The 22847-nt window shown below is 58.1% G+C and carries 23 protein-coding genes; 12 read left to right on the top strand and 11 right to left on the bottom strand.

All coding sequences use genetic code 11. From position 1 onward, the window contains the following. The 5 genes from PPP56_RS10955 to PPP56_RS10935 all read left to right on the top strand — a co-directional run. On the top strand, positions 1–1590 hold a 1590-nt coding region (locus PPP56_RS10955), incomplete at its 5' end, for a TonB-dependent receptor plug domain-containing protein (RefSeq protein WP_353564083.1). Positions 1591–1704: 114 nt separating this feature from the next. Then, positions 1705–2814, top strand: coding sequence for a YncE family protein (locus PPP56_RS10950; protein ID WP_353564082.1), 1110 nt, complete (start codon positions 1705–1707; stop codon positions 2812–2814). Positions 2815–2911: 97 nt separating this feature from the next. Next, the gene (locus PPP56_RS10945) at positions 2912–3142 is read left to right on the top strand and encodes a (2Fe-2S)-binding protein (RefSeq protein WP_353564081.1); all 231 of its coding nucleotides are present in this window, start codon (positions 2912–2914) and stop codon (positions 3140–3142) included. Positions 3143–3182: 40 nt separating this feature from the next. Further along, complete coding sequence (locus tag PPP56_RS10940; RefSeq protein WP_353564080.1) at positions 3183–3953, top strand: PIG-L deacetylase family protein; 771 nt, start codon at positions 3183–3185, stop codon at positions 3951–3953. 13 nt (positions 3954–3966) lie between these two features. Beyond that, positions 3967–4995, top strand: coding sequence for a sensor histidine kinase (locus PPP56_RS10935; RefSeq protein WP_353564079.1), 1029 nt, complete (start codon positions 3967–3969; stop codon positions 4993–4995). On the opposite strand, the gene PPP56_RS10930 is transcribed toward PPP56_RS10935, so the two are convergent. The 4 genes from PPP56_RS10930 to PPP56_RS10915 all read right to left on the bottom strand — a co-directional run bounded on the left by PPP56_RS10930 (position 4981) and on the right by PPP56_RS10915 (position 8419). Next, positions 4981–5394, bottom strand: coding sequence for a hypothetical protein (locus PPP56_RS10930; protein WP_353564078.1), 414 nt, complete (start codon positions 5392–5394; stop codon positions 4981–4983). The genes PPP56_RS10935 and PPP56_RS10930 overlap by 15 nt on opposite strands. A gap of 132 nt (positions 5395–5526) precedes the next feature. After that, positions 5527–6753: a glycogen synthase gene (glgA, locus tag PPP56_RS10925; protein ID WP_353564077.1), complete on the bottom strand. Its 1227-nt coding sequence runs from the start codon at positions 6751–6753 to the stop codon at positions 5527–5529. A 118-nt stretch (positions 6754–6871) separates the two neighbouring features. Next, positions 6872–8149, bottom strand: coding sequence for a glucose-1-phosphate adenylyltransferase (locus PPP56_RS10920; protein WP_353564076.1), 1278 nt, complete (start codon positions 8147–8149; stop codon positions 6872–6874). Positions 8150–8188: 39 nt separating this feature from the next. After that, positions 8189–8419: a DUF2905 domain-containing protein gene (locus PPP56_RS10915; protein ID WP_353564075.1), complete on the bottom strand. Its 231-nt coding sequence runs from the start codon at positions 8417–8419 to the stop codon at positions 8189–8191. A gap of 120 nt (positions 8420–8539) precedes the next feature. Here PPP56_RS10915 and PPP56_RS10910 point away from each other — a divergent pair, with 120 nt between their 5' ends. Then, a complete protein-coding gene (locus tag PPP56_RS10910) occupies positions 8540–9016 on the top strand; it encodes a hypothetical protein (RefSeq protein WP_353564074.1) in 477 nt (158 codons plus the stop codon). Positions 9017–9080: 64 nt separating this feature from the next. Here PPP56_RS10910 and PPP56_RS10905 read toward each other — a convergent pair whose 3' ends face one another. Further along, positions 9081–9464: an SPOR domain-containing protein gene (locus tag PPP56_RS10905; RefSeq protein ID WP_353564073.1), complete on the bottom strand. Its 384-nt coding sequence runs from the start codon at positions 9462–9464 to the stop codon at positions 9081–9083. 404 nt (positions 9465–9868) lie between these two features. Here PPP56_RS10905 and PPP56_RS10900 point away from each other — a divergent pair, with 404 nt between their 5' ends. Further along, the gene (locus tag PPP56_RS10900) at positions 9869–10447 is read left to right on the top strand and encodes a DUF2911 domain-containing protein (protein WP_353564072.1); all 579 of its coding nucleotides are present in this window, start codon (positions 9869–9871) and stop codon (positions 10445–10447) included. 44 nt (positions 10448–10491) lie between these two features. After that, on the top strand, positions 10492–11283 hold the full coding sequence (locus PPP56_RS10895; protein WP_353564071.1) for a DUF6503 family protein: 792 nt from the start codon (positions 10492–10494) through the stop codon (positions 11281–11283). Between the two features lie 72 nt (positions 11284–11355). On the opposite strand, the gene PPP56_RS10890 is transcribed toward PPP56_RS10895, so the two are convergent. After that, the gene (locus PPP56_RS10890) at positions 11356–11787 is read right to left on the bottom strand and encodes a hypothetical protein (protein WP_353564070.1); all 432 of its coding nucleotides are present in this window, start codon (positions 11785–11787) and stop codon (positions 11356–11358) included. A gap of 576 nt (positions 11788–12363) precedes the next feature. Between PPP56_RS10890 and PPP56_RS10885 the strand changes: the two genes are divergently transcribed. The 4 genes from PPP56_RS10885 (at position 12364) to PPP56_RS10870 (ending at position 17613) form a co-directional block, all read left to right on the top strand. Next, positions 12364–14640 (top strand): hypothetical protein, encoded by a 2277-nt coding sequence (locus PPP56_RS10885; RefSeq protein ID WP_353564069.1) that lies wholly within the window; start codon positions 12364–12366, stop codon positions 14638–14640. Positions 14641–14695: 55 nt separating this feature from the next. Beyond that, positions 14696–15283, top strand: coding sequence for a PAS domain-containing protein (locus PPP56_RS10880; RefSeq protein ID WP_353564068.1), 588 nt, complete (start codon positions 14696–14698; stop codon positions 15281–15283). A 146-nt stretch (positions 15284–15429) separates the two neighbouring features. After that, positions 15430–16632, top strand: coding sequence for an FAD-dependent oxidoreductase (locus tag PPP56_RS10875; RefSeq protein ID WP_353564067.1), 1203 nt, complete (start codon positions 15430–15432; stop codon positions 16630–16632). 579 nt (positions 16633–17211) lie between these two features. After that, positions 17212–17613 (top strand): co-chaperone GroES, encoded by a 402-nt coding sequence (locus PPP56_RS10870; protein ID WP_353564066.1) that lies wholly within the window; start codon positions 17212–17214, stop codon positions 17611–17613. A gap of 57 nt (positions 17614–17670) precedes the next feature. Here the strand turns inward: PPP56_RS10870 and PPP56_RS10865 are convergent, their stop codons facing one another. The 5 genes from PPP56_RS10865 to PPP56_RS10845 all read right to left on the bottom strand — a co-directional run bounded on the left by PPP56_RS10865 (position 17671) and on the right by PPP56_RS10845 (position 22511). Next, positions 17671–19521: a BUD32 family EKC/KEOPS complex subunit gene (locus PPP56_RS10865; protein ID WP_353564065.1), complete on the bottom strand. Its 1851-nt coding sequence runs from the start codon at positions 19519–19521 to the stop codon at positions 17671–17673. Between the two features lie 53 nt (positions 19522–19574). Beyond that, positions 19575–20270: a protein phosphatase 2C domain-containing protein gene (locus tag PPP56_RS10860; RefSeq protein ID WP_353564064.1), complete on the bottom strand. Its 696-nt coding sequence runs from the start codon at positions 20268–20270 to the stop codon at positions 19575–19577. Between the two features lie 79 nt (positions 20271–20349). Then, positions 20350–21216: a vWA domain-containing protein gene (locus PPP56_RS10855; RefSeq protein WP_353564063.1), complete on the bottom strand. Its 867-nt coding sequence runs from the start codon at positions 21214–21216 to the stop codon at positions 20350–20352. Between the two features lie 78 nt (positions 21217–21294). Further along, positions 21295–22122, bottom strand: a complete 828-nt coding sequence (locus PPP56_RS10850; RefSeq protein WP_353564062.1) for a hypothetical protein — start codon at positions 22120–22122, stop codon at positions 21295–21297. Positions 22123–22148: 26 nt separating this feature from the next. Beyond that, positions 22149–22511 (bottom strand): hypothetical protein, encoded by a 363-nt coding sequence (locus PPP56_RS10845; protein WP_353564061.1) that lies wholly within the window; start codon positions 22509–22511, stop codon positions 22149–22151. Positions 22512–22847 lie beyond the last annotated feature (336 nt).

Genomic DNA, 22847 nt, shown 5'->3' with positions numbered 1-22847 from the left:
CTCAGGCGAGCCATCAGCCGGGCTGAAGATCTGGGCTTTGAGATGAACGCCGGCCCGGAGCCGGAATTCTTCGTCTTCGAAAAAGATGAGAATGGCAAGCCGGCGGCGCCGCTCTACGGCAGCGACGGGATGGGCGGGGCAGTGCACCTGCGCACCCGGGCCCCCGCTGAGCCCGCGCTCGCTCTCACGACCCAGGCGGGCGCCTTCGGGCAGCATGGCGGAGATCTACTCGTCGGCGATCGCACAGGCAACTGGAGCTGGGTGGCAGCAGCGCGCTACGAGCACCTGCAGGGCGACTTTCCGTACGAAGATCGGGCCCGCTTCCCAGTAGAAACAGTGCGCCGCGACAACGCCGACCGTACGCAGTACAGTGCTTTCGTGTCCACGCATACCGCCAACACCGACCGTTCGCGCGTTGCGGCACTGGTTACGGCCACAAACCGGGGACTCCCCGGAACGAGCAGTCTGGCAGCCAACACCGAACGGCAGCGCGACCGCAGCGCTCGCATGTGGGGACATCACCGGTGGCGCCTGGCTTCGGGGACGCTTACCACCCGTGGGTTTGCTCAGTACGACGCGATCCGCTACCGAAATCCGGAACAGAGTATCGACGACACCGGACACACCTACGTGGCCAGCACCGAAGCCGAGTGGGAAGGCGGCGTAGCAGAGGCGTGGAGGCTCAACACAGGTCTGTCGGCGCAGTCCAGCTGGGCGCGCCATCCCAGCCTGCGAAGTCAGGCGACACAGCAGCATGCCGGACTCGCAGTCAGCGCCGTTCGCACAGGCGACCGGGTGCGATGGTATCCGGCTGTCCGCGTAGACGCATATCGCGTGCCTGAAGGCGCGAACCGCGTTGCCACGGCTCCGCGCCTGGGTATCAACCTTACGCCGCTACCAGCGTACGATGCACTGCGCCTCAAAGCACATGTTGGACGTGCCTTTCGCATGCCAACGCTCAACGACCGCTACTGGCAGCCCGGCGGCGTACCTGATCTGCGCCCCGAGCGTGGCTGGAGCGCCGACGCAGGCGTTCGATGGCAGCGGGCATCTACCCACGCATCCCTTACGATCTTCGAGCAGCGCCATACCGATCGCATCGTATGGACGCCCACCACGCAGGGCTTCTGGGCCCCACAGAACGTGCAGCGCGTACGGACACGAGGCGTGGAGGCTGATGCAGCCACTATGATTCGCATGCTTCCGTATGTTGACATTACAGCCGGGTTCAGCGCCGCATTTACCGATGCGCGCGACCGCTCGAATCCCGAATCGTCTTCATACAACCAGCCGCTACGCTACACCCCCCGCACAACCTTTACGCCCTACGTTACGGCGTCTGTAGGAGCGCTGGCGCTCGACGTGAATGTGCGCCGTATCGGGCGGCGCTATACGACCAGCGACGGCTCACGGTCGCGTGCCCCGTACCTGACGGCCGACACCCAGCTTCGGGTGGAGCAGCAGTGGAACGATCTGTCTGTGCAGCTGCGCTTGCAGGTTGAGAACCTGTTCAATACCGACTACACCCTGCTTAACAACCAACCGGTTCCGCCGCGACACGGCACCGTATCGCTCCGTGCGCAGCTGTAGGAGCCGCCTTTGACAGAACAGAAAACCCTTCCATCAAGACGACACATCCATTTTGCATGGATGCTGCATTGGTTCTGCATTGACTCGTACTTTTTGTAACTCCTTTACGTCCTCATGATCAATCGTACAGCTTCACTCCCCTTTGCTGCGCTGCTCCTGGCAGGGCTTCTGTTTATTACCGGATGCGATCTGACGCCGCTTGACAGCGACACGATCAACGTCGAGACGTCTGATGTCGTCGTTGCTAACGCCGGCGCCTTTGGCGGGCAGAATAGCAGCTTCACCTTTATCGATCCGAACGTGGAAGAAGGTGGGGCCGTTACGCGCGGTGAAGGGGAATTTGCCTCGTATATTCAGAGCCACATTCTGCTTGATGAGCGGTACCTCGCAGTCTTTGGCGAAACCGCGTCGATCGGTCTGTTTGACCTCGAAACGCAAGACCAGCTCGGCCTGGTTGAAGGCATTCCGAATCCCCGCTATGCGATCTCCGATGGCGCTGTCGCATACGTTACCAGCAAAGACTTCAGCGGAGAGGGCCAGCCGGGGGTCTACGTGGTGGATGTAGCCAACCGAGCCGTTGTCGATACCACGCTGCTTGACAGAAATCCTGAGGGACTCACCGGAACGCAGAACGAGATCTACGTGACAACGGGTGAGCAGGATGGCGAAATTGTGGTCATCAACCGGGCCAACAATGAGATTGTGAACCGCATCGATCCGGAATGCGACACGCCGCGCCAGGTGTACCGCACCGCCGAGGAAAATTTGGCGGTGGCCTGTACCGGAGCTACCATCTTCGATGAAGACTTTAACGTCGTTGAAGAGACCGACGGAGCCATCCGGATCATTGACCGGGCCAACGGCGAGATCCTCGCTCGCGAAGACCTGTCCGGACAGCTGACCTCGGCAAGCGCACAGCAGCGCGTGTTCTTCACCCGTATCCTTAATGAGCTGTATGTAGTGCTTAACGGCAACACGGTGGTGCGTTACGACGCCAGCACAGGCAACCGGGAAGACATCGCCATCGAGGGCCCTCCAATTGGAGCCATTGCAGTGGATGCCGTAAACGAAGTAATGTACCTCGGGCGCCCCGACGAAGCCAATCCGTTTGGAGCAGCCGGCGTCGTTACCGTGAATGAGTTTGGAGGTGCCGAGCTGACGTCGTACGACGCTGGCATCGCACCCGGACACATTGCGCTTCGCATCACCCAGTCCGAGCAATAGTGAAGCGGCTATGCGGGGCTGGTACTACAGCTCTGGCATGTACATGGTTAGCACATGGTTAGCACGGTAAGACACCGCGGATATAGGAGATACGCTCATGACGATAGACCGGTGTTACTGCTACGACGTACCGTTTGCGCACCTGCGCGACGTAGCGCGCGATACAGGTGCACAGACGGTAGAGGCGCTACAGGATGCGGTGTGCTTCGGGCACAACTGTAAGCTCTGTCATCCTTACGTGCGGCGCATGCTGCGTACCGGCACGGTGCAGTTTAATCACATCATTGAAGAGGCCGATGAGCCTGCCTCTGATGTGCCGAAATCCTGAATCTTTTGTGGGATGCGCGCCGTGTGAAAGCCTGTATCTGATGTCTTTTAGCTCACGCGAACTCCGCGGCCTCATGGCAACACTGCTCTACATTTTTCCGCATCCTGACGATGAGTGCTTCGGGCCGGCGCCCGCGCTTGCGCAGCAACGCGCTGATGGACACGACGTACATCTGCTCACCCTGACGCGGGGCGAAGCCACCAAGCAGCGCCACCGCCTCGGGTTCGACAAAGAAAAGATGGGAGCAGTGCGATACGGCGAGATGCAGAACGTGGCGCAGGCGCTCGACCTGACGTCGCTCAAGGTGCTCGACTTGCCCGATGGCGAGCTGGCTGATCTCTCGCCGCTGGCTATCGAGGCGCCCATTGAACGTGAGATTCGTCGCTTGCGCCCCGATGTCGTCATCACATACGCCGTGCACGGTATAAGTGGCCATCCTGACCATCTTGTTACCCATGCTACGGTAAAGCGCGTTGTGTGTGCGGGAGACAGAAACAGGGCGACATCGGTTCGCCGCCTGGCTTTCTTTACACTGAGAGAAAAAGACGATGACCGTCCGGACCATCTGACCGGGTCGCCCGACGCTGCGATCGACTGCGTCATTCCGGTGAACGACGCGGCCATGCAGGTGGCGCAAGAGGCCCTGCACTGCTATGAAACGTACATGCCCGTCATCGAAGCCCATCGTCCGCTACAGAGCGTGCGAGATGGGGTCTGCTTCGAATGTTTTCAGGAAGCCCCCAGGCCCCGCCTTACCGACTTGACGGCCCATCTTCCCGCTCGTCTCGCTGCAGCCCCCGCACTGAACTAACCAGCAGCTTTTCATGCTTACGTCTGCGTGGTACGTTCAGTGGCTGGGGTGCAAGATTGCAGGGGGGGCTGCACTGGCATCGGGGGGCACGGCGCTGCTGGCTGGCGTGAGTGCCGGGCAGAGCCTGCTGATTGCTGCAGGTACAGCCTTAGCGAGCTACGCCATAGTATGGTGGAGCACCCACGGGCGTTTTCAGCGCATGCACGACATCCTGCACCATCTGCGCGCACACCAGTTCGGCACGCTGAAAGCTCCGCCTTCGCCCCGTGGCGACGAGCTCGATGCGCTCGTTTGGGAGCTCTACCGCACGGCCCAGATGAGCGATCGCGAGATCGACGACATGCGCAAGATGGAAAGCTATCGCCGCGAGTTCATCGGAAACGTGTCGCACGAGCTCAAGACGCCCATCTTTTCGATTCAGGGCTTTGCTGAAACACTTGCAGAGGGAGCGGTCGACGACCCCGATGTGAACCGCACGTTCCTGCGTAAGATTATCCAGAACGCTACGCGCCTCGACCGTCTCGCACGCGATCTTTCGGCGATTGCCCGGCTTGAGCAGGGCGAGATGGAGATGCAGATAACCCGTTTCAACGTTGGTACGCTCATGCACGAAGTTGTCGAGACGCTTGAGCCAAAAGCCCAGGAGCAAGACATTACGCTCCGTATCGACGGACCTGAAGAAGAGGCGCTGCCTCCTGTGCAAGGCGATCGCGAACGCATCCGACAGGTGCTTGTGAACCTGACCGACAACGCCATTAAGTATAACGAGCCAGGGGGATACGTGGCGCTTGCGGCTCGTGCAAGCGATGACGTCGTAGAGGTAACGGTGCGCGACAACGGCATCGGGATTCCCGAGCGCCACCTGAGTCGCCTCACAGAGCGGTTCTACCGGGTCGACAAGAGCCGCGCCCGGCACCAGGGCGGGTCGGGGTTGGGGCTTTCTATTGTGAAGCATATCCTGAACGCACACGACGCCCACCTGCAGGTCAGAAGCAAGGTGGGAGAAGGATCTACCTTCACGTTTGTGCTACCGGTTGCGTAGGCGGCGTGCCAGGCGCTCCGCTTTCTCTTCGTGCGAGAGCTCGTCGGGTGCGTCCAGGTCGTCAAGCAGAGGACTGTGCGATGTAGACGTCTCAGTGGTATCACCCGCAGACGTGCCAGACCTGTCAGACGCATCAGACGATGCGCCGTACGCAGCGTCCCACACGTCGCTGGTCACGATCGTCTCCAGATGCTGAATCCGCTTGTTCAACCGCTTGCGTTCGGCATCCCACTCGCTGCGCAGTTCGTCCAGCTTCTCTTCTGTTTCCTTGGTCGAGGCGCCGATCTTGCGCTGTTCTGTTTTAAACTGCAGCCACTCCTCGAAGGCGCTGTAGATAAACACCGTAAAAATAAGCAGGACCCACCAGTATGAGCCCAGAAAGTCAAGCAGTTCAGCCATGGCGAGCGTGTAGCTATTGTAGCACAGCGTAAAGCGGGTGTAGAACAGCAGGTGTAAAAAATGTGGGAGCGCACCGCAATACGCTCCCACGTCGACGCAAGAACAAGACACCAGAACGAGAACGGGTGCGTGCTATGCGACCGTTCCATCCAGCAAGTCGCGATAGAAGTCAAGGGTCTGCTCGGCGATAGCCGTCCAGCTGAACATCTCAACGACGCGGGCGCGAGACTTCTCACCCATTGAAGCGCGCCGGTCGGGGTCGGCCATGAGCGTGTTGACGGCATGGGCCAGGTCGGCTGCAAAAGCGTCGGGATCTTTGGGGTCGAAGTCGTCGCCCTCCTGCGCCTCGAAAGAGACCAGCAGTCCCGTTTCGTCATCTACGACAACCTCCGGAATGCCCCCAACGGCAGACGCAACCACTGGCGTGTGGCAGGCCATGGCCTCCAGGTTGATAATACCAAACGGCTCGTAGACCGAAGGGCACACAAACAGCGATGCGTGTGAGTAGAGCGTGATGACCTCGTCTTTGGGGAGCATCTCATTGATCCAGACGACCCGATTGCCCGATGTAGACCGGGCCTCTTCCACCAGCGTTGTCATCTCGTCTGCAATCTCGTCGGTGTCGGGCGCACCGGCGCAGAGCACGACCTGCACATCGTCGTCCATGTCGTGGATGGCGCGCACCAGGTGCAGAATGCCCTTCTGCCGCGTGATGCGTCCGACAAAAAGCACAAACGGCTGATCGGGGTCTACGTCGTGCTTGCGCAGGACATCGTCGTTGTGGCGCGGTTTGTACTGATCAATGTCGATACCATTGTAGATGGTACGGATGCGCGAACGCGGCACGTCGTAGAGCTCGTGCACATCGTCTTGCATCGAAGACGAGACGGCGACCACTCCATCGGCGTTCTCGTAGGCCGTACGCTCGACCCAGCTTGACCCGTGGTAGGCGGTGCCCAGCTGCTCGACCTTCCACGGACGGTGCGGCTCCAGCGAATGGGTCGACAGCACCAGCTTGGCGCCGGTCAGCTGCTTGGCCAGGCAGCCTGCCAGATGCGAATACCAGGTGTGCCCGTGCACGATGTCGGCGTCTTGCACAGACCCAGCCATGATCACGTTGCGCGCCATCGCATCCAAAAACTTCTCGTGCCGAGGGTCCTGATGAGGCACATCGGGAGCAGTAACGCCCTGCACCTCCAGATTGCCCCCGGTGATGTCCTGCTCGCCAAAGCTGAGCACCTGCACGTGGTGCGCTCCGTCGTCGGCTGCAGCCATCTCGCGGGTCAGGTACTCGACGTGCACGCCCGCGCCGCCGTACACATTGGGAGGGTACTCGTTGGTCAGAATGACAATATTCATACAGGTGGAAGGGTCGAATCCAAAAGAAAGCGGTCAGAAAATAGGCAGAAAGCGACTGGGGATGCGCACGGGCAGCGTACATAGCGCATTCCTCTCGCATCCCCAATGCATGAGCAGGTTAGATAATGGTACCGTCGGGAATGACAGCGTTCTTGGGAATGACGACAATGCCGTCGCGAATCATGTAGTTCTCGCCTTCGGCCTCATCTACGTTTTCGCGATTCTTGATAATGCAGTTCTTTCCGATCGACACATTTTTGTCGATGATGGCGCCTTCGATGTTCGACCCTTCGCCGATGCCCGGGCGAGCAGGCCCTTCGCGGCGTCCGAGTCCCGCATCAGTCTGCCAGGGGTAGTGGTCGGCGCCCATGAGCACGGTATTGCTTACTTTGGTATCTTCGCCGATATACGACCGGATGCCAACCACCGATTTTGTGATCTGGCTATTGATGACAATGCTGCCTTCAGCAATGAGCGAGTTCTGCACGTACGAGCTTTGCACTTTGGCGGGCGGCAGCATACGGGCGTTGGTGTAGAGCGGTCGGTCGGGATCGTAGAGGTCGAAGTCAGGCTGATCTTTGGTCAACATCATGTTGGCCTCGAAAAACGACTCGATGGTTCCGATGTCGCTCCAGTAGCCGCTAAACGGATAGCTGGCTACGCGGTGTGCATCGATGGCACGTGGAATAATGCCATGCCCGAAGTCATGGTCGTTGGGATAAGCGTCGAGCATCTCGCGCAGCAGTCCGGCCTCGAAGATGTAGATTCCCATAGAGGCCAGGTAGATACGATCCTGGGCTTCCATCTCTGCAGAAACCGGGCTGTTCTTGCCCTCAAGTTCATCGGGAGCAGGTTTTTCGGAGAACTCGGTAATGATCTGGTCCTCGTTGGTCTTCAGAATGCCAAACGAGGGAGCTTTCTCGGCTGTTACCGGGATGGTTCCGATCGTAATGTCGGCGTTGGTTTCCTGGTGATGGGCCAGCATCTTGGAATAATCCATCGAGTAGAGCTGGTCGCCCGAGAGGATAAGCACCTGCTTGTGCCTGTAGCCCTCCATGTGGTCGAGGCTGCGGCGCACCGCATCCGCTGTGCCCTGAAACCAGTCTTTCGACGCTGGCGTCTGTTCGGCTGCAAGCATCGTGACGAAGCCGTTGCTGAAGCGGTCGAACCGGTAGGCGCGTGCGATATGCCGGTTCAGGCTGGCCGAGTTAAACTGTGTAAGCACGAAGATGCGCTCGATGCCCGAGTTGAGGCTGGTCGAGATGGGAACGTCGATGAGCCGGTAGCGCCCAGCCAGAGGAACAGCCGGCTTAGCACGTAGCTTTGTGAGTGGGTAGAGCCGGGTGCCAGCTCCGCCCCCTAAAATGACGCTGATGACATCTTTCGATATGTTCATGGGCATACAGGCTGTAATCGCAGGGAATGACGAGATGGGCTATCGTAACATGCGAAGTAGAAGGTTCAGGAGCAAGGTTAAAATTATACTCGCCACGATCATCGTGCCGAGCGGTACGTAAATTCGAGTCGACTCGGTGCTGAACGAAAGGTCGCCGGGCAACCGCCCCCAGTTGATAAACGGGGTGCTGGCCCAGAGCAGTCCGCCCAGTACGAGAAGCAGCAGGCCGGCCAGCATAAGCAGCCGTGCAACAGAAGAGGCATCCATCATGAAATCAGGTAGGTATCTGGGTATCCGATTCGCATGTATCGCTGAATTTTCGTGGCACCTTCGCGGCACCGTTTCGTGTACGTAACCCGTTACTTTTTGTGGTCTGACCGTACAGCGCCCATGACACTCACATACGTTCTTGTCGTTCTTCACATTGTTACGGCGTCGGCCTGGTTCGGGCTGGGGCTTCGCCTGGCCGGGAAAGCGCGAACTGTGCTTTCGTTGCAGGGACCTGCAGCAGCGGCCCTTGCCGAAGACACCCGCAGCACGGTCAAGTGGATGAACGGGTTCATCGTGCTCACCCTTATCTTTGCATACACAAATTTTTTCTACGGAGGCGGGTTCACAGGCTACCCGCCCCAGTATCACGCATCGCTGACGCTCATGCTCGTGCTGGTTGGCGTGCAGTTTCTGCTGATTCGTCCGGGCTGGAACAGCCTGGCTGATGCGGTTGCTGAGGGGGCCGATGCAGCCAGCGAGGCAGCCGACGGCGCGCGCAAAAAAGTCGCGATTGGGACAGGCATTGGGCACCTGCTATGGTTGGTGCTGCTTATCCTGATGTACTTTGACCAGTTGATCCGCCCGTTCTTCGTGTGATGCAGCCAGCGTGACGCACTCTGTGTAATGTGTCTCCAGGAGGGGGGCTCTAAGGCGTGAGATGCTACGGCGTGCCACGTGCGATAAAGGCGCTCTCAAAACGGCTGCGTAAGACATCCCGCACTGCATCGGCTTCGTCGCGGCTCACCATCGGCCCCACACGAACGCGGTAGAGTGGGGCTTGCCACACGACGCGCACGGGGGCCTCCGTGTAGCGGTGCAGCGGCTCGGGCGGCGCCTCGGTGGCCTCCCACCAGGCCACGACCTGCTGCCAGGTCTGTTCGGCATCGGTACGGCTTTCGGTGCTACCCACCTGTACGTAGAAAGGACGCGCGGGCATCTCTTTAGCACGGGGCGCCTCCTCGGTCGACGGCTCGTCTGACTCCGAAAAGGGGGCAACCGACTGGCACCCGGTAAGGCTGAGCACGGCCATGGCGAGCAAGCACATGGCCAGGCAAAGCTTCCTGGACCCAGAAGTATGTAGCAGTGACGCGATGCGGTTCATAGTGAAAGCCGGCAGGTTAATAAGGACAGGCTGGTAAGATTGTGTGTTGATGAGATGGCGTCTGATAGAACCCTGCGATAGAACGCATAATTAGGAAGTCCGGGGGCAGATAGAACATCGGTCAGACCCCTTCATAAAGGTCTATACATGACGCTTGCAGGCGCAGCCTTCCAAAACCGAGAAACGCAGACCCAGGTAAATGGCACTCCACGATCACCAAAGGGTTGCATAACAGTTGCATCGCGTCGAGGCGGAGATGGCACACAGGCTTGATCGTGGCGGTACATATCCGCATATTACGCAGAACCCACCTACGGTACTACTCCAAACGTCTATCCCAAAATCGTATGACTACCCTGCTTCGTAGCACACGGCCCTTGAGCGCCATCCTTGTAGCTGGTGCGCTGCTGTTCACGATAAGCCTATCTGCACACGCGCAAGAACGCAGCACCGATGAGCCGCGCGTAAGTCCCAATGCAGAAGTGCATCAGACAATTGGCACAACCGATGTGCAGGTGACATACGGGCGCCCCTCTGTACGTGGGCGTACCATCTTTGGCGACCTCGTTCCCTATGGCGAGGTATGGCGCACGGGGGCCAATGAAGCAACAACCATCACGTTTGCCAACGATATGCACGTGGAGGGCGAGCGGGTCGAGGCAGGTACCTATGCGCTATTCACGATTCCGGCGGACGATGACACATGGACCCTTGTGCTTAACGCTGTAGCCAATCAGTGGGGAGCCTACAACTATGATGCGGAGGAAGACGTGCTACGCACCGACGTCATGCCATATGAGGCCGACACGTTCCGCGAGCAGATGAGCTTCTCGTTCGAAGCAGTAAGCGACACGTCGGCAACGCTGCTGATGCACTGGGCTGACACCGCCCTTCCGGTTGAACTGTCGGTAGCTGACGAAGAATAAACCAGCTTCTATTTCCTTCGTCAAGAAGAAGGCCCATGATTGCCATGTGCAAGACAAGAGGGATGCGGGCGGGCGTACTGCTCTTGTGCGTTCTTATCGCGACATGGGCCGCCGGTTGCGCAGCAGAGGAGCCCGCCCCTGATACCGATATAGAAGCGTACATAGAAGCCGTAATTGAGGCGCACGGTGGCGATGTATTGGACCGTGCTATCGTGACGTTTACGTTTCGCGAGGCACAGTTCACACTGGAGCGAGAAGACGGTCGTTTCCATTACCGCCGCGCATACGCCGATTCGCTTGACCAGCGCGTGGTTGAGGGCATTACAAATGAGGAGGTCTACCGTGTAGTAGAGGCCGATACCGTTGCGCTCGATGCTGATGCGCGTGCATCTATCGAGACCACGGTCAACTCAGTAGCCTACTTTGCACTGCTGCCCTACCCGCTACAGGATCCGCCCGTGCAGGCTACGTATGCCGGTCTCGACACTGTTAGGGAGACGCCATACCACCGTGTAGCGGTGACCTTTGGTGAAGGAGGCGGGGCCGACTACCAGGATGAGTTTCTCTACTGGTTCGATGCGAATACACATGCGATGGACTACATGGCCTACGCATTCGGAATTGGGGGCCCAGAAGAAGATCAGGGGACGCGCTTCAGAGAAGCATATAACGTGCGCCGGGTAGAAGGCGTGCGCTTTGCCGACTACCGTAACTACGTCTCCGAATCGATCGAACCGGAAACGCTAAGCAGATACCCGGCCCACTGGCGGGACGACGCGGTAGAGCTCGTGTCGACTGTCGAGATTGAAGACGTCGCGGTGCAGCCGCTACCGTAGTAGGAACGCAAGCTCAGATGTTTGCAACAGACTCAGCCGCGACCGTAACATTCGGTCCCGCGGCATCCACGCTCAGTCAAACGGTTCGGCCAGCATCTGCGTAAGGGTATCGATACGGCTCTGCGACAGCAGCGGCTCGATGGCCTGAATGATCAGGCTAACGCATGTAGCGCGGTACATGAGCGGCCCGTCGGGCATACCGTTTCGCGCCGTTTGGCTCTGGATCTGCGTGTTAAGAAGCGTCCAATGACACTTCATTTCAAGGTACTGCACAGCAAGTGCCTGACGAATTTCATCGACAGAGTCCAGGTCGTCGAGCGTCTGGATAATCCGATTGCGCAGACCCGACACGTAGGCACGAACAGCTCGCTTCTGCGCCAGCGTTCCGCTATCCCACTGGTCTAATACCTGACTCCACTGGGTATCGAGGGGGGATTCGAGGGCGTCGTGGACCCGCTCGTGTTGCTCTTCGGTGCTTATTTCAGTGGTTGGTGTAGCGTCCATATCGGGCTGATGAGCGAGCGCGCTTGTGGAGGAGGAAATACGTGTCTGTTCGAGGATGGACAGTGAGGCAATGCGACAATGCACGGACTGTGCGAGCGTTAGCTAATTTGTATTGCCTAGACTGCACATTTTTCTTGAATGAACGAGACACGCAAATGCTGCAAGGCACGAAGCCATATACCGAATTCATTACAGTCGCCTGGCAAACCGTGAAAAAAGAAGGTCTCATGTTGAGAACAAGTCCGCTGCATCTGTGAGCCGGGTTTCTTTGTGTTAACAGCGTGGTAGACAGGGTGCGTGGGAGGCATAATCTGCCTTCAGCATTTACTTGCGAGAAAGATGCGCTTACGAGAAAAGTGTCCCGTAGAAATACAATATAGAAACACAATAGAAACCTTTTAGCGAGACTTTTTCTGTTGTGGAACCTTGCTGTGCAGCCACTTCGTTACGTGTTCTGCATGCATCACAAATAATGTGCACTCGCCCTTGCGTGCGGTGCAACATAGCCCGCAGCATGGCATGCGCTCAAAACATGCGTTGCTAACGGGTCCGCTCTACTCACGATGCTTATTTGATATGTCTGAGTCATCCTCTTCTCGCTACTCTCCAGACGAACTCGTTGAGTCTTGGAATAAGATGTGCTCGCTTCTCGGAGCACAGACACCCGACGAAGCCGTGTCTCGGGTGGAGACGCTGAAGGAGCAGCTTGACGCACTGGATGAACGCGATGACGTACCGGACGACCTCGTTACGCTGAGCGAATTCGAGCAGGTGCTCACGCGTCTGCACAAGAAGATATCGAGTCTTCGCCAGCGCAACAACAAACTGGAGACGCGTCTTGAGGAAGTAACCCGGTCAGGAGAAGACACGTCGGGCAACGCACTGTTGGAAGCGTTGGATGCAGCAACCTACGAGACCGCTCTGGATCGTATCCAGACGCTGAAGCAACAGGCAAATGCGTTTTACGAAGACCGTCAGGCAGTTCTGGAGGCAGGCTACAACAATGCCACCGAGGTGGTCGCCGACGTGAAAGCGCTGAAGCGCGAAAACGAGCGTTTGAACGAAGCACGCACCGAGGAACGCGCGCGCCCTGATACCGAGGTCCTGCAAGCAGCGTCTTCGATCCGTGCTGTGCTCGGCATCTCAACGATTAGCGAAGCCGAAGCCTTTGTCGAAAAGCTTGATCAGCTGAGCACGTCAGTGCGCCGCGCACTGGACCGCCTGGGCATGGACGTGCCCCAAACGCTTAGCATTGACCGAGCTGCAGATGTCTCCTCTTTCCTGGAGGTGCTCACCGAGCAGATCAATCGTCTTGCTGAGGCTCCGCTACCCGATGAGGGTACGCTTGAAGCCCGCGAGACGCTCAACCAGATCGAATCGATCCTCGGTATCGCGTCAGCCGATGATGCGCGTGAGATGGAAGAGATGGTGCGACAGCTTACCGAAGAGATGGAGATGCTGGCGCAAGAACATGAAACGCTTGAAGCGCACGGACTCACAGCCGAGCAGGCCGTCTCCATGATTCAGAGCATGGATGAGCAGCTCGACGACCTCTACATACAGCACGATGTCAACGAGAAAAACGGCGACCTGCCTCCGGGGCTGAAAGAGATGCTGGGCGTTGATTCGGTCGAAAAAGCCCAGGAGATTCTTGGACTTGCCGAGAGCATGGATACCAAAATCGAGAAGCTTTACGATGAGCAAGAGAAGCTTAGCGAGCTCGGCATCGACAGCATCGATGAAGCGGTGCGTATGATTCAGAACATGAATGAACAGCTTGCCGAGCTCTATCGCAACGTTGAAGCACGTGCATCAGCGGCATCGCTCCCGGTCGAAAACCAGGATACCTTCCAACAGCTCGAAGCGCTTTACGCGCGACAAGAGAAACTGCAAGATGAACTGGGTATCTCTGATCCGGATGCCATCATTCAGATGGTAGAAGACATGAATGTGCAGCTTGAAACGCTCTACGAAGACCGCGACGAAACGAAAGGTGCTCCATTCGATGGCGGCGATGAAGAGGGCAAACGCAGCCCAGAACGATTGGACCGCCTTGTTGAAAGCATGGTTGATCAGCTTGAGGTGCTTTACCAAGAGAAGGAAACGCTGACCGACGAAGGCTTTGAGTCGGCAGAAGAGGCAACAGAGCAGATCAACGAGCTGCGCGATCAAGTTGAAACGCTCCGTTCGAAGTACGAAAGCGAGGTCAGCGGCTCACAAGCCTGGAAAACTCTGCAGGAGAAGCTGGATGTGGAAACGCCAGAGGAAGTGCTGGACCGGCTCGATCAGTACGATGCCGAGCAGTCGCGCACAGCGGCATCATCAAACGGCGAAGAGACTGGCGCTGCTAAAGCAACAGCGGCCTCCGCGTCCAGCGATGGTGACACGTCTGGCCAACCCACGGCCCCAGCAGTCAGCTCGGCAGTAGAGCAACAGCCGAATCCGGTATGGCATGCCGCGCCGCCGGTAGCTGATGCCGCTACCCGGCGTCAGCTGGCATCGCTGACCGCCGAGGAGCGCGACGACCTCGACTTTGCTGCTATCGCCGTCGATCATGATGGGCACGTTACATCGCTCAACGATAAGGCGTACGCTCTGCCTCTGTTCGATCGCATGCGCTCGCGGGAAGAAGCCCTCGATACCCACTTCTTCCTCGATCTGGCGCCAAGCACGGCAGCTGACTCGTTCTACGGACGCTTCTACGAAGGGCAGCGCCAACAACGGCTCGATGCGCGCTTCCTGCATCTCTTTGATGCGACGAGTTGGCGCGGACCGTTTGTCGCGCTGGTACATCTGTACTACGATTCTGAGACCGATACCTCATGGATTCTTCTGCGTACGTCTGACCAGTAACGGTTAGCCGCCCGGCGTACGGCTCTTTGTTTGCTGCACATGCTCCCTTACTGCTATGAGTGATTCTGCAACTTCCGACCTATTCTCGTATCTCAAAGAAAAGTCAGGTCGCATCTCCGAGGTGCGTTCCGAAGACGAGAAAACGATCTCGAAACAGGGCGCAACCAGCACGACGGAGGAAGCCGCGGAAGATACCCCGAAAGGCGGCGACGATTCCCGCGCAGAAAATGAAGCAGATGGCGCTGCAGATGCCTCCGATACGGCAGAGGCAACCGATCTTGCTTTTGATGATCCGCTTGTCGGCGAAAAGCTGCGCGATGCTTCCGCCGAAAAACGAAATGCGGCTCCGTTTGGTATCATTGAGCTCGATGATGAGGGAACTGTGCAATTCTTCAACCGCTACGAGTCGGAGCTCAGCGGCGTGGATCCCGAGAAAGCACTCGGGCAAAACTACTTCAACGAGTTGGCCCCGTGTAGCAACAACCGCATCTTTTACGGACGCTTCCGGGAAGGCATCGCTTCTGGCGAGATGGATGAGCACTTTACGTACACGTTCACCTATAAAATGCGCCCGACGCTGGTAGATGTACACCTGTATCGCGATGATGCAGGCCGCAACTGGATCATGGTACGTAAGCGGTAATCCACGCGAGGTGCAGGCCTGTGCATCCAGTTGACATGTTCATGCGGTGCAATGAGCCGACGTTGCTTGAACAAACCATATCTTTTTGTGGGGAGCCGTTCCGTAGATCTATCTTATAGAAAGCTACCTCCGAATCTGTCGAATCTATGCATATTGTCGTGCTTGGAGGGGGCATCTCAGGAATCACAACAGCAACACTGCTCCAGGCACGAGGACATCGCACCACGCTGCTGACGTCCTCTACTCCGCATCAGCAACATGGGGCTGATTACTTGCGCTTTGCGAGCCTCTACCCGGCAGCCTCCGTGATTCCGCATACGGTGCACGTCAAAAACGAAGCACGCCATACACGTTGGAGCCAGCAGCTCTTCGATGTGTTCTGCGGACGTCCTGGCTGGGGCGTGCGTATCCAGCGCCATGCAGAACTCTTTGAAACGCCCCCACCTCGCCCTGATTATCTGGATGCGCTACGCCGGTTGACGCTCCTTCCTGAAGATGGCCGCGGCCGTCCAGGGCTACCACAGCGTGGCAAAGCGTCCGGACTTTATGGGTGGTTGTTCGATATGACCTTCGTTGAGGCGCCAACGTACATGCGTAAGCTGTACGCGCTATATAACGAACTGGGTGGATGCGTGCAGCGCCAGCACCTCACGCGCGACCGTTGCTCTGAGTGGCCCGGCGACCTGTGGGTAAACTGTCTCGGATACGCCGCGCCACACCTATTTGAAGACAAGGCGCCGGCCACATATCGCCATGGCCACCTCCTACACGTACGTCCACCGGCATCGGGTACGACGTGGCGCAAGGCATCGCCCATTGCCTCGTACAACTATGAGCCTGCTTCCCACGTCTATCCAGCGCCGGGAAGCACACCCGGAGGAATATACTTCTATCCTCGTCAGTCAGTATGGGTCGTAGGGGGAACGAAACATCCGGCTAATGAACACGGAGCGTACACAGCGCCACTGCGCGAACCCACAGTGCGCGTGCATGGCGTCGTCATACCAAAGGCGATGTGGGACCTAAACGCTGCGCTCATTAGCTCTATGACGGGCGCAGACATTCGTTCTCTGCCCGTTCGTGTCGTGAGCGGGCTCCGGTACGTGCGCGATCCAGACGGCAAGGGGGTACGCCTATCCTGGGAAGATACCGGAGGACGCCCTGTGGTTCATAATTACGGACATGGCGGAGCAGGCGTTACGTTATCATGGAGTGCGGCCTTGCACGTAGCCCGTACGATTGAGGCAAAGAGTAAATCGCCTACATTACGATGCCTGTCTCATCCAATAGCTGGAACGCTTTGTAACGCATCTCAAAAGCTGTTAGAAGAAGCACCCGCTTCTGAGTAGCTTTAGCTTCAATATTAAGAAAATATAGTAAAATAAAGATACATTGGCTGCGTAGAGTTGTCGAACTTATTGCAAAGTGGAGCATGTTTTGCTATAGTTAGATGTGGACGTACACACGTAAGGTTTGGAGCATAATATTCCTCCATTCCAGCTGTTGTTGTCAGCATATGTAAAGTAAGTAATATGTGAAGGACCACTTCGCCAACGGCGTTCTTTATGAAGCGCTTTGTTCGAAGTTGCTGCCCACCGTCCCCACTGGTCTCTGCCCCACAAGGCCCCACCACAAGACCCCAAAAGATAGTTATGGAAAACTCAGTTGATCGCGCCATTCGCTGGCTTACCCTCGCTGCCGGACTCGTTAGCGCGTCTGTATACATCCTCTTCTTCTGGTTGTAGGCGTAATGCACAGCCGGTACGTTACGCATCCCGGCCGATGTGCCCCCACGCACCTGGTGAGCCTGGCCCTTCAGGTAGCTGCCCACCCGTGCAGATTGCAGCAATCACACAGTTGGAAACGAACCCACTGTCGGAGACGGTCGTAAAGCACACGCATGTGTTTTCTTACGATACCCTCCGTCTATGAGCACGCTTCTTGTTGTTGGCGACCGCGTCTTGATCAAGCCCCGTGATGGCGAACAGAAAACGGATTCGGGCCTGCTGCTCCCGGCAACCGTATCTGCCAAAGAAAATGTCAAAGGAGGGCGCATCGTTAAGACCGGGCCGGGGTATCTGACGCCGAACCCGGAATACTCAGAGAGCGAAACCTGGAAGCAGACCGAACAGCCCGTTCGCTACCTCCCGCTTCAAGCCGAAGTTGGCGATTACGCCTTCTTTTTGCGCGAGAAGTCGACTGAGATTCGCTTCGAGGGTACGGACTACCTGATCGTACCGCATGCAGCTATTCTGGCACTGGTGCGCGATACGCCCGACGAAGGCCGCTCAGACCTTACCGTCGACGAGCTACTCGACAACGATGAGTAGCTTTCACATTCTACATGTGGCATGCAGCACACCAACCCGTAAAGGCGAGCCATTGCCCTACGAGGGCTGTCTCCACCACACCTCATCCTGAACTGGCGCCGGGAACGGCTTTTCGGAGGAAGGCGCTTCCTCTGCCTTCTTAGAGGGAGACGCCGGTCGGGGCGGACCCGGCTCTGCAGCTGGTAGGTCAGTCAGGTACAACAGGTGTGCGGTATATCGCGCAACAGAAAGCGCCGGCTGCTCCTCGGCCCGCTGCTGCACCCGCCGCCGCTCGGCCTCGTAGATCCGAATCTTTTCGCGAACGCGCGCCGCCTCTGTCTCGATGCGCTCCACACGCTGCACGATGTACCGCTGCAGTCGCCGCTCCTCGGCTGGCGACAGCGAGTCTGGGATAGCATCAGCATAAGACTGCTTCAGGCTGTTCCGCCACATCTGAATACGGGCCTTCGTGGCGTCACTGATGCGGTGGATTGGCGCAACAGCTTCTGCACTCGCCTCATAGGCCGTGCGAATGTTGTGGGCTTTAAGCTGCACTACATCGCGGTGGCGCACACCGTCAACCGCCCCCACCTCGCCAATAAAGTGGTATTTAAGCTCGTCGTAGAGCGCCTCGTCTCGTACCTCTTCCAACCGATCAGCACGACGCTCTTCAACGGACGTCTTGACCTCCTCTTTCTGTTTGGCCAGGGTGTCCAGCTCGCGCTCCATCGTATCGATGAGCGCTGTGTACCGATCAATCTCGTGCTGGAGCCGCCGCTGGCGACGTACAATCGGATGATCACGGTACCGGTACGCAGCTCCTCCTCCGAGTGCCGCAAGCCCGAGTGCTCCTATGACTACCCCGACAACCGGGGCAAAGAGCCCACCGAGTACCACAGCCAGTCCGGTCATCGCTACAAGCGTAGGCAGGAACCAGCGAGCCCATGCAGAGCGCGGGGCCGTGCGTGGGGCCGTGCGTTCGGCACGTCGTGTCTGCACTGCTACCGCATTTACGGAAGAGGTAGAGAGCCCGGCTCCCGACACTACGTCCTGCAGCGAAGGAAGCTGGTCAGGCGTCGCGTAACACGCGGTTTTTAGGGTGGATGCGAGCGGATCCAGCGCATCGGTAGCATGGAGCGCATCGAAGAGGGGCGAGTCGTCGGGATCGTAGAAGTCGCTATCGCGAAAGAGCAGGTTCTCACCCGTATCAAACCGTTCCCAGAGCGCAGGGCGTGCAATGGTCGCATGCAGTGCGGTGTAGACCACGAGCCCGGCAAAGCGGTCGAGGCCGGGCCCGAAATCCCGCTCGGTGCGGTCGGGATGCTGATAGTTGCGATGCCCCACCTCTGGACTCTCACGTCCGTCGAGTGCGGGCACGTACATCGTGTCGTAGTCGACAAGCCGCAGCGCAGGAGTGCCTGCGTTGTCTTGCACAAGCACATTGCCATGCTGCAGGTCGCCATGAGCGATCTGAGCGTCTTCCAGGTCACTAATTAGGTCGACCCACGCATCCACCAGTGCCTTGAGGGCCCCGGTATCGTCGCGGTGCTCTCGTATCCAGGTGTTAAGAGCGGTGCCTTCGACCCACTCCATCTTGAGAAGTGGAAAGGTATCGCCCTCAACCCGGATACCCGGCTGCTGGTAGTCAAACGCGACAAGCGCAGAGAGTGGGTGATCGGCAAGGTAAGAGGCAACGGCTCGGTAGCGCGACCGCTGGTCAGACACGTCTGTGAGAAAGCACTTGGCTGCCCAGGTGCGCCCCGCCTCCGTCGTCATTGGAAAGACCACGGCGAAGGCTCCGCTGATGGGTTGTGGAAGGCCAAGCACGTTGGTGCGGGGCGTCGCGTTTTGGAGCACATCGTCGAGGAACGCCGTTTCAGGAAATTGGATGGCCTCTTGGTAGGCACTTGGCGTAGGGTAGCCAGCCATAAGCAATTCAATTGGGCGCAGTGAAACGGACAGGCGAGCAGGAGCTACCGGAGCTACTGGTGCGGCGTAAGCAGAAGGATTGTCGTGTCGTCGTTGCGTAGCCGCCCGGCGGCGCGAGCACTGGCAACAGCGTCTTCGAATGAACGAGCACCCCATAAAAGGGCCTCAGCAGGACCTACGCGAAGAAGCCAGGCCGCGGCGGCATCGGTTGCAAGTAAAAAACGATCGCCCGGCCTCCATGTGCCGTGCTCAGTACGTACGTCGGGTACACTGTTTGGGGTGGTAGAAATGAGGGCAGGGCGGTGGTCGAACGCGTCAAGGTCGGTTTCCGGCCACGCGAGGTGCAGCGCATCGCCACGTAGCTGAAAAAGCACACAGTCGCCCACACAGGCTGCCTTCCATTCGCCACTGGCACGGCACTGCATATGCAGATACGTGGCGTAGGCCCCTTCTTCCGCTTTCGCAGCCACATACCAGGGACGCATCTCAAGACGCGGGGCGATGCGGTCGCGCCACGCAGCACGCCACACCTGCAGATCAGATTCAGAAGGAGCAACGACACCTGCAGACACCGCATGCTGGACCAGCTCGCGGGCCCAGGCCCGTGAGAATGCGGCTTCGGTGGCACCGTCGGCGACGGCTGCGTGTACGGGCCAGTCCGCGCTCGCGGCTGCACCTGCATCCTCGTTCTCATGCTCAGCATGTCCAGATTTAGGAACGCTCCAAACTTCTACATCGGCAGCAGACATAGCGCGAGCGAGGGGCTTCGAGAAGGCAGGAGAGGAGACTGTCGGTACGAGAGCTGGCGCGCGCGAGTTTGCTACGGGCTCAACGCAGGTTGCTCGGGCGCGTGCCAATTTCGAGGAATCGGACGAGCGCCACAGGGTCAGCGTTGAAGATGAATCCACGGGTGTCGAGGTTTACCGTGTAGCCTTCTTGTTCGGCTGCGGCGCGCATCGAGAAAGGCAGCGTGCTCGACATCTGGTAGAGCGTCTCAGCGTACTCGTCGGTGCGCGGCAGTTCGCCTGGCGAGGAGGGGAGCTCCACGGCAGGTGCTTCTGAAGAGGATAGGTGCACGTTGAAGAGCAGCACTTCACCATCGTCGGTCGCAAAGCTGCGGAGCTGCTGGGCATAGCGAAGCGGCTCGCCATCGGTAGCTTCGCCGTCAGTCACGTTTAGCACGACCGGTGGAAAGCTACGTGGGTGCTGGTCGATCCAGGTGCGTACCGACTGTGCGGCCAGGTCGAGTGCCTGGCACATGGGCGTTCCGTTCTTAGCATGCGGGTCGAACCAGACAGGCACCTTGACGCGGCGCTCCTCGGTGCGACCGTCGCCCGTATCAATCGTGCGCAAGCGCTCCTCCATGCGCTTGGGGCGTTCGGCAAGATGGCTGATAGGAATCAGTCCTGTGCTGTTCTCAACAGACTCGGCGGGCTGAATGAGCGGCTGCACCCGCTTCCCATAGCCGATAACGCCAATGTGGAAGTAATCTCGTACGCCGTCTTCCTTTGCGCACCGAAGCACCAGATTCTGGAGGAGACGGTTCACCGTATCTGAGAGCACGCGCGACTTGCTCGGTGCCGCGTCGCCTTTCTGCTCGGCACCGCCAAAGCGGTCTTGCATTGAGGCAGACTGATCCAGCAGAAAAATGAAGGCGGTGGGCTGCTCACGGCTAATTTCCGCAGAGTATGCCATGTAGAAGACAGGAGACTGTGGTGCAGTGCAAACGAAAAGGCAAAGTAGAGTAGCGAGAAGCCGTTAGAGGCCGTTAGCTCACAGGTCGTTGAGCAAGGCGCGTGCTTCCTCTTTCAGGTCGGGGTCGTCGTAGTATACGTTGGGCATATCGAGCAGGATTTCGATCTGCTCGCGTGCCTTTTCGGGCTGGCCCATAACGGCATAGGTGCGTGCCAGCTCGTAGCGGTGCAAGATGCGATCCTCAATCTCCAGTGCGGCCTTGAAGTCCTCTACGGCCTGCTCGTACGATGCATCGGGTAAGCCGCCGTAGACTGTGCGCACAATGGTGCGTGACATCAACCCGAGGCTGGCGACCTCGCGGTTCCATTGCCCCCGGGCGTTCAGAGCGCCATCGAGCGATTCGTCAAGTTCGATAGCCCGGTCGGCGTGGTACTTTACAGCGCGTGAGCGTTCGATCTGCTCACGAGTGCCAGCCTCAAGTGCGAGTCGCCCCTCGGCCATAGAGCGCACGAAATGAGCAAGGCCGTTGGTTGAGTCAGCTTCCAGTGCTCGATTGGCCGTTTCCAGTCCCTGTTCGTACAGAGACGTCGAACCACGCTGTTCACCCAGGTTGACCTCGGTTGCCGACAAGCGCCAGAGCACCTCTACATGATCGGGATAGTCGCCCAAGAGGTTATTCAGGCGCCCGAAGGCATCCATGAATTCCCCCTGCTTGCGCAACTCGTCGACCGTGGCCAACTCTTCGGCCAGCGTCTCGTCCTCAATATGATCTACGCTCTGGGCAACAGCTGGATCTGCCAGCACCGGGCCTGCAAGCAGAAGAGCAAGCACGAGCGCCATCACGGCGGCTGGCGTGGCACCTGGCAGAGTGCCACATACAGAAGGGCGTGCAGCATGAACGGGCATAAGAAAAAGCCGGATCGGTTGATAGACTACAAGGGGTGTAGTCCGACCCTGCTGAGCGTGGTGCGTTCCATGCCATCCGCTGAAGACGGGGAGGCACAGTTCTTACAGAAGCGACGTAGCGTATAATTCCATATTCCAACGCCTTCACGCAGGTAAAGCGCAACGATGCGGTCGTCGTTAAGTGTGAGCTCCAGGTTCACGTCTTCCTTGCCTCCCCACCAGCGGATGTAGGTGATTTTAGGAAGAGGGATGCGGCGCAGCACGCGCCCTGACCAGGTCCATCCCGAAAGCTCAATGTGGGTCCGATAGAGACGAGCGCGAGTTAGCCACAGCGAACTGCCGAAGATAGAGCACGGACTCTGAAGTAGGGGGGATGCAGCATCTGGCATAAAAGCGGAGGTGTTAGATGCCAATCGGGTGGGGAAATCGAAAAATCATGCTTCAGTACTTGACTGGAGGCAACTTTCATTCCAGAAGCTATCTTGAAAAGCGTACAGACAGCTGCGTCACACAGCCGCATGCTATAGCTTTCAACCAGACAATCTGCGCATGAGTGGTGGGCGTAGGTTCTGCTTACAAGCTGATGGAAAGTGCATATACTTGTGGAAAAGCGCAAGCGCAAGATGTAAAAAAGATGCGAATCAGGGGTTGAGCGCGAGGATGAGCACGGCAGCAGTAAGCCGTCCGAAGACATGAACAAGCAAACCGGAGTAGGAACGCACCTT

This window comes from Longimonas sp. (genome assembly GCF_040409695.1).
Lineage (GTDB): Bacteria > Bacteroidota > Rhodothermia > Rhodothermales > Salinibacteraceae > Longimonas.
This window is presented reverse-complemented; position numbering and strand designations above follow the sequence as displayed.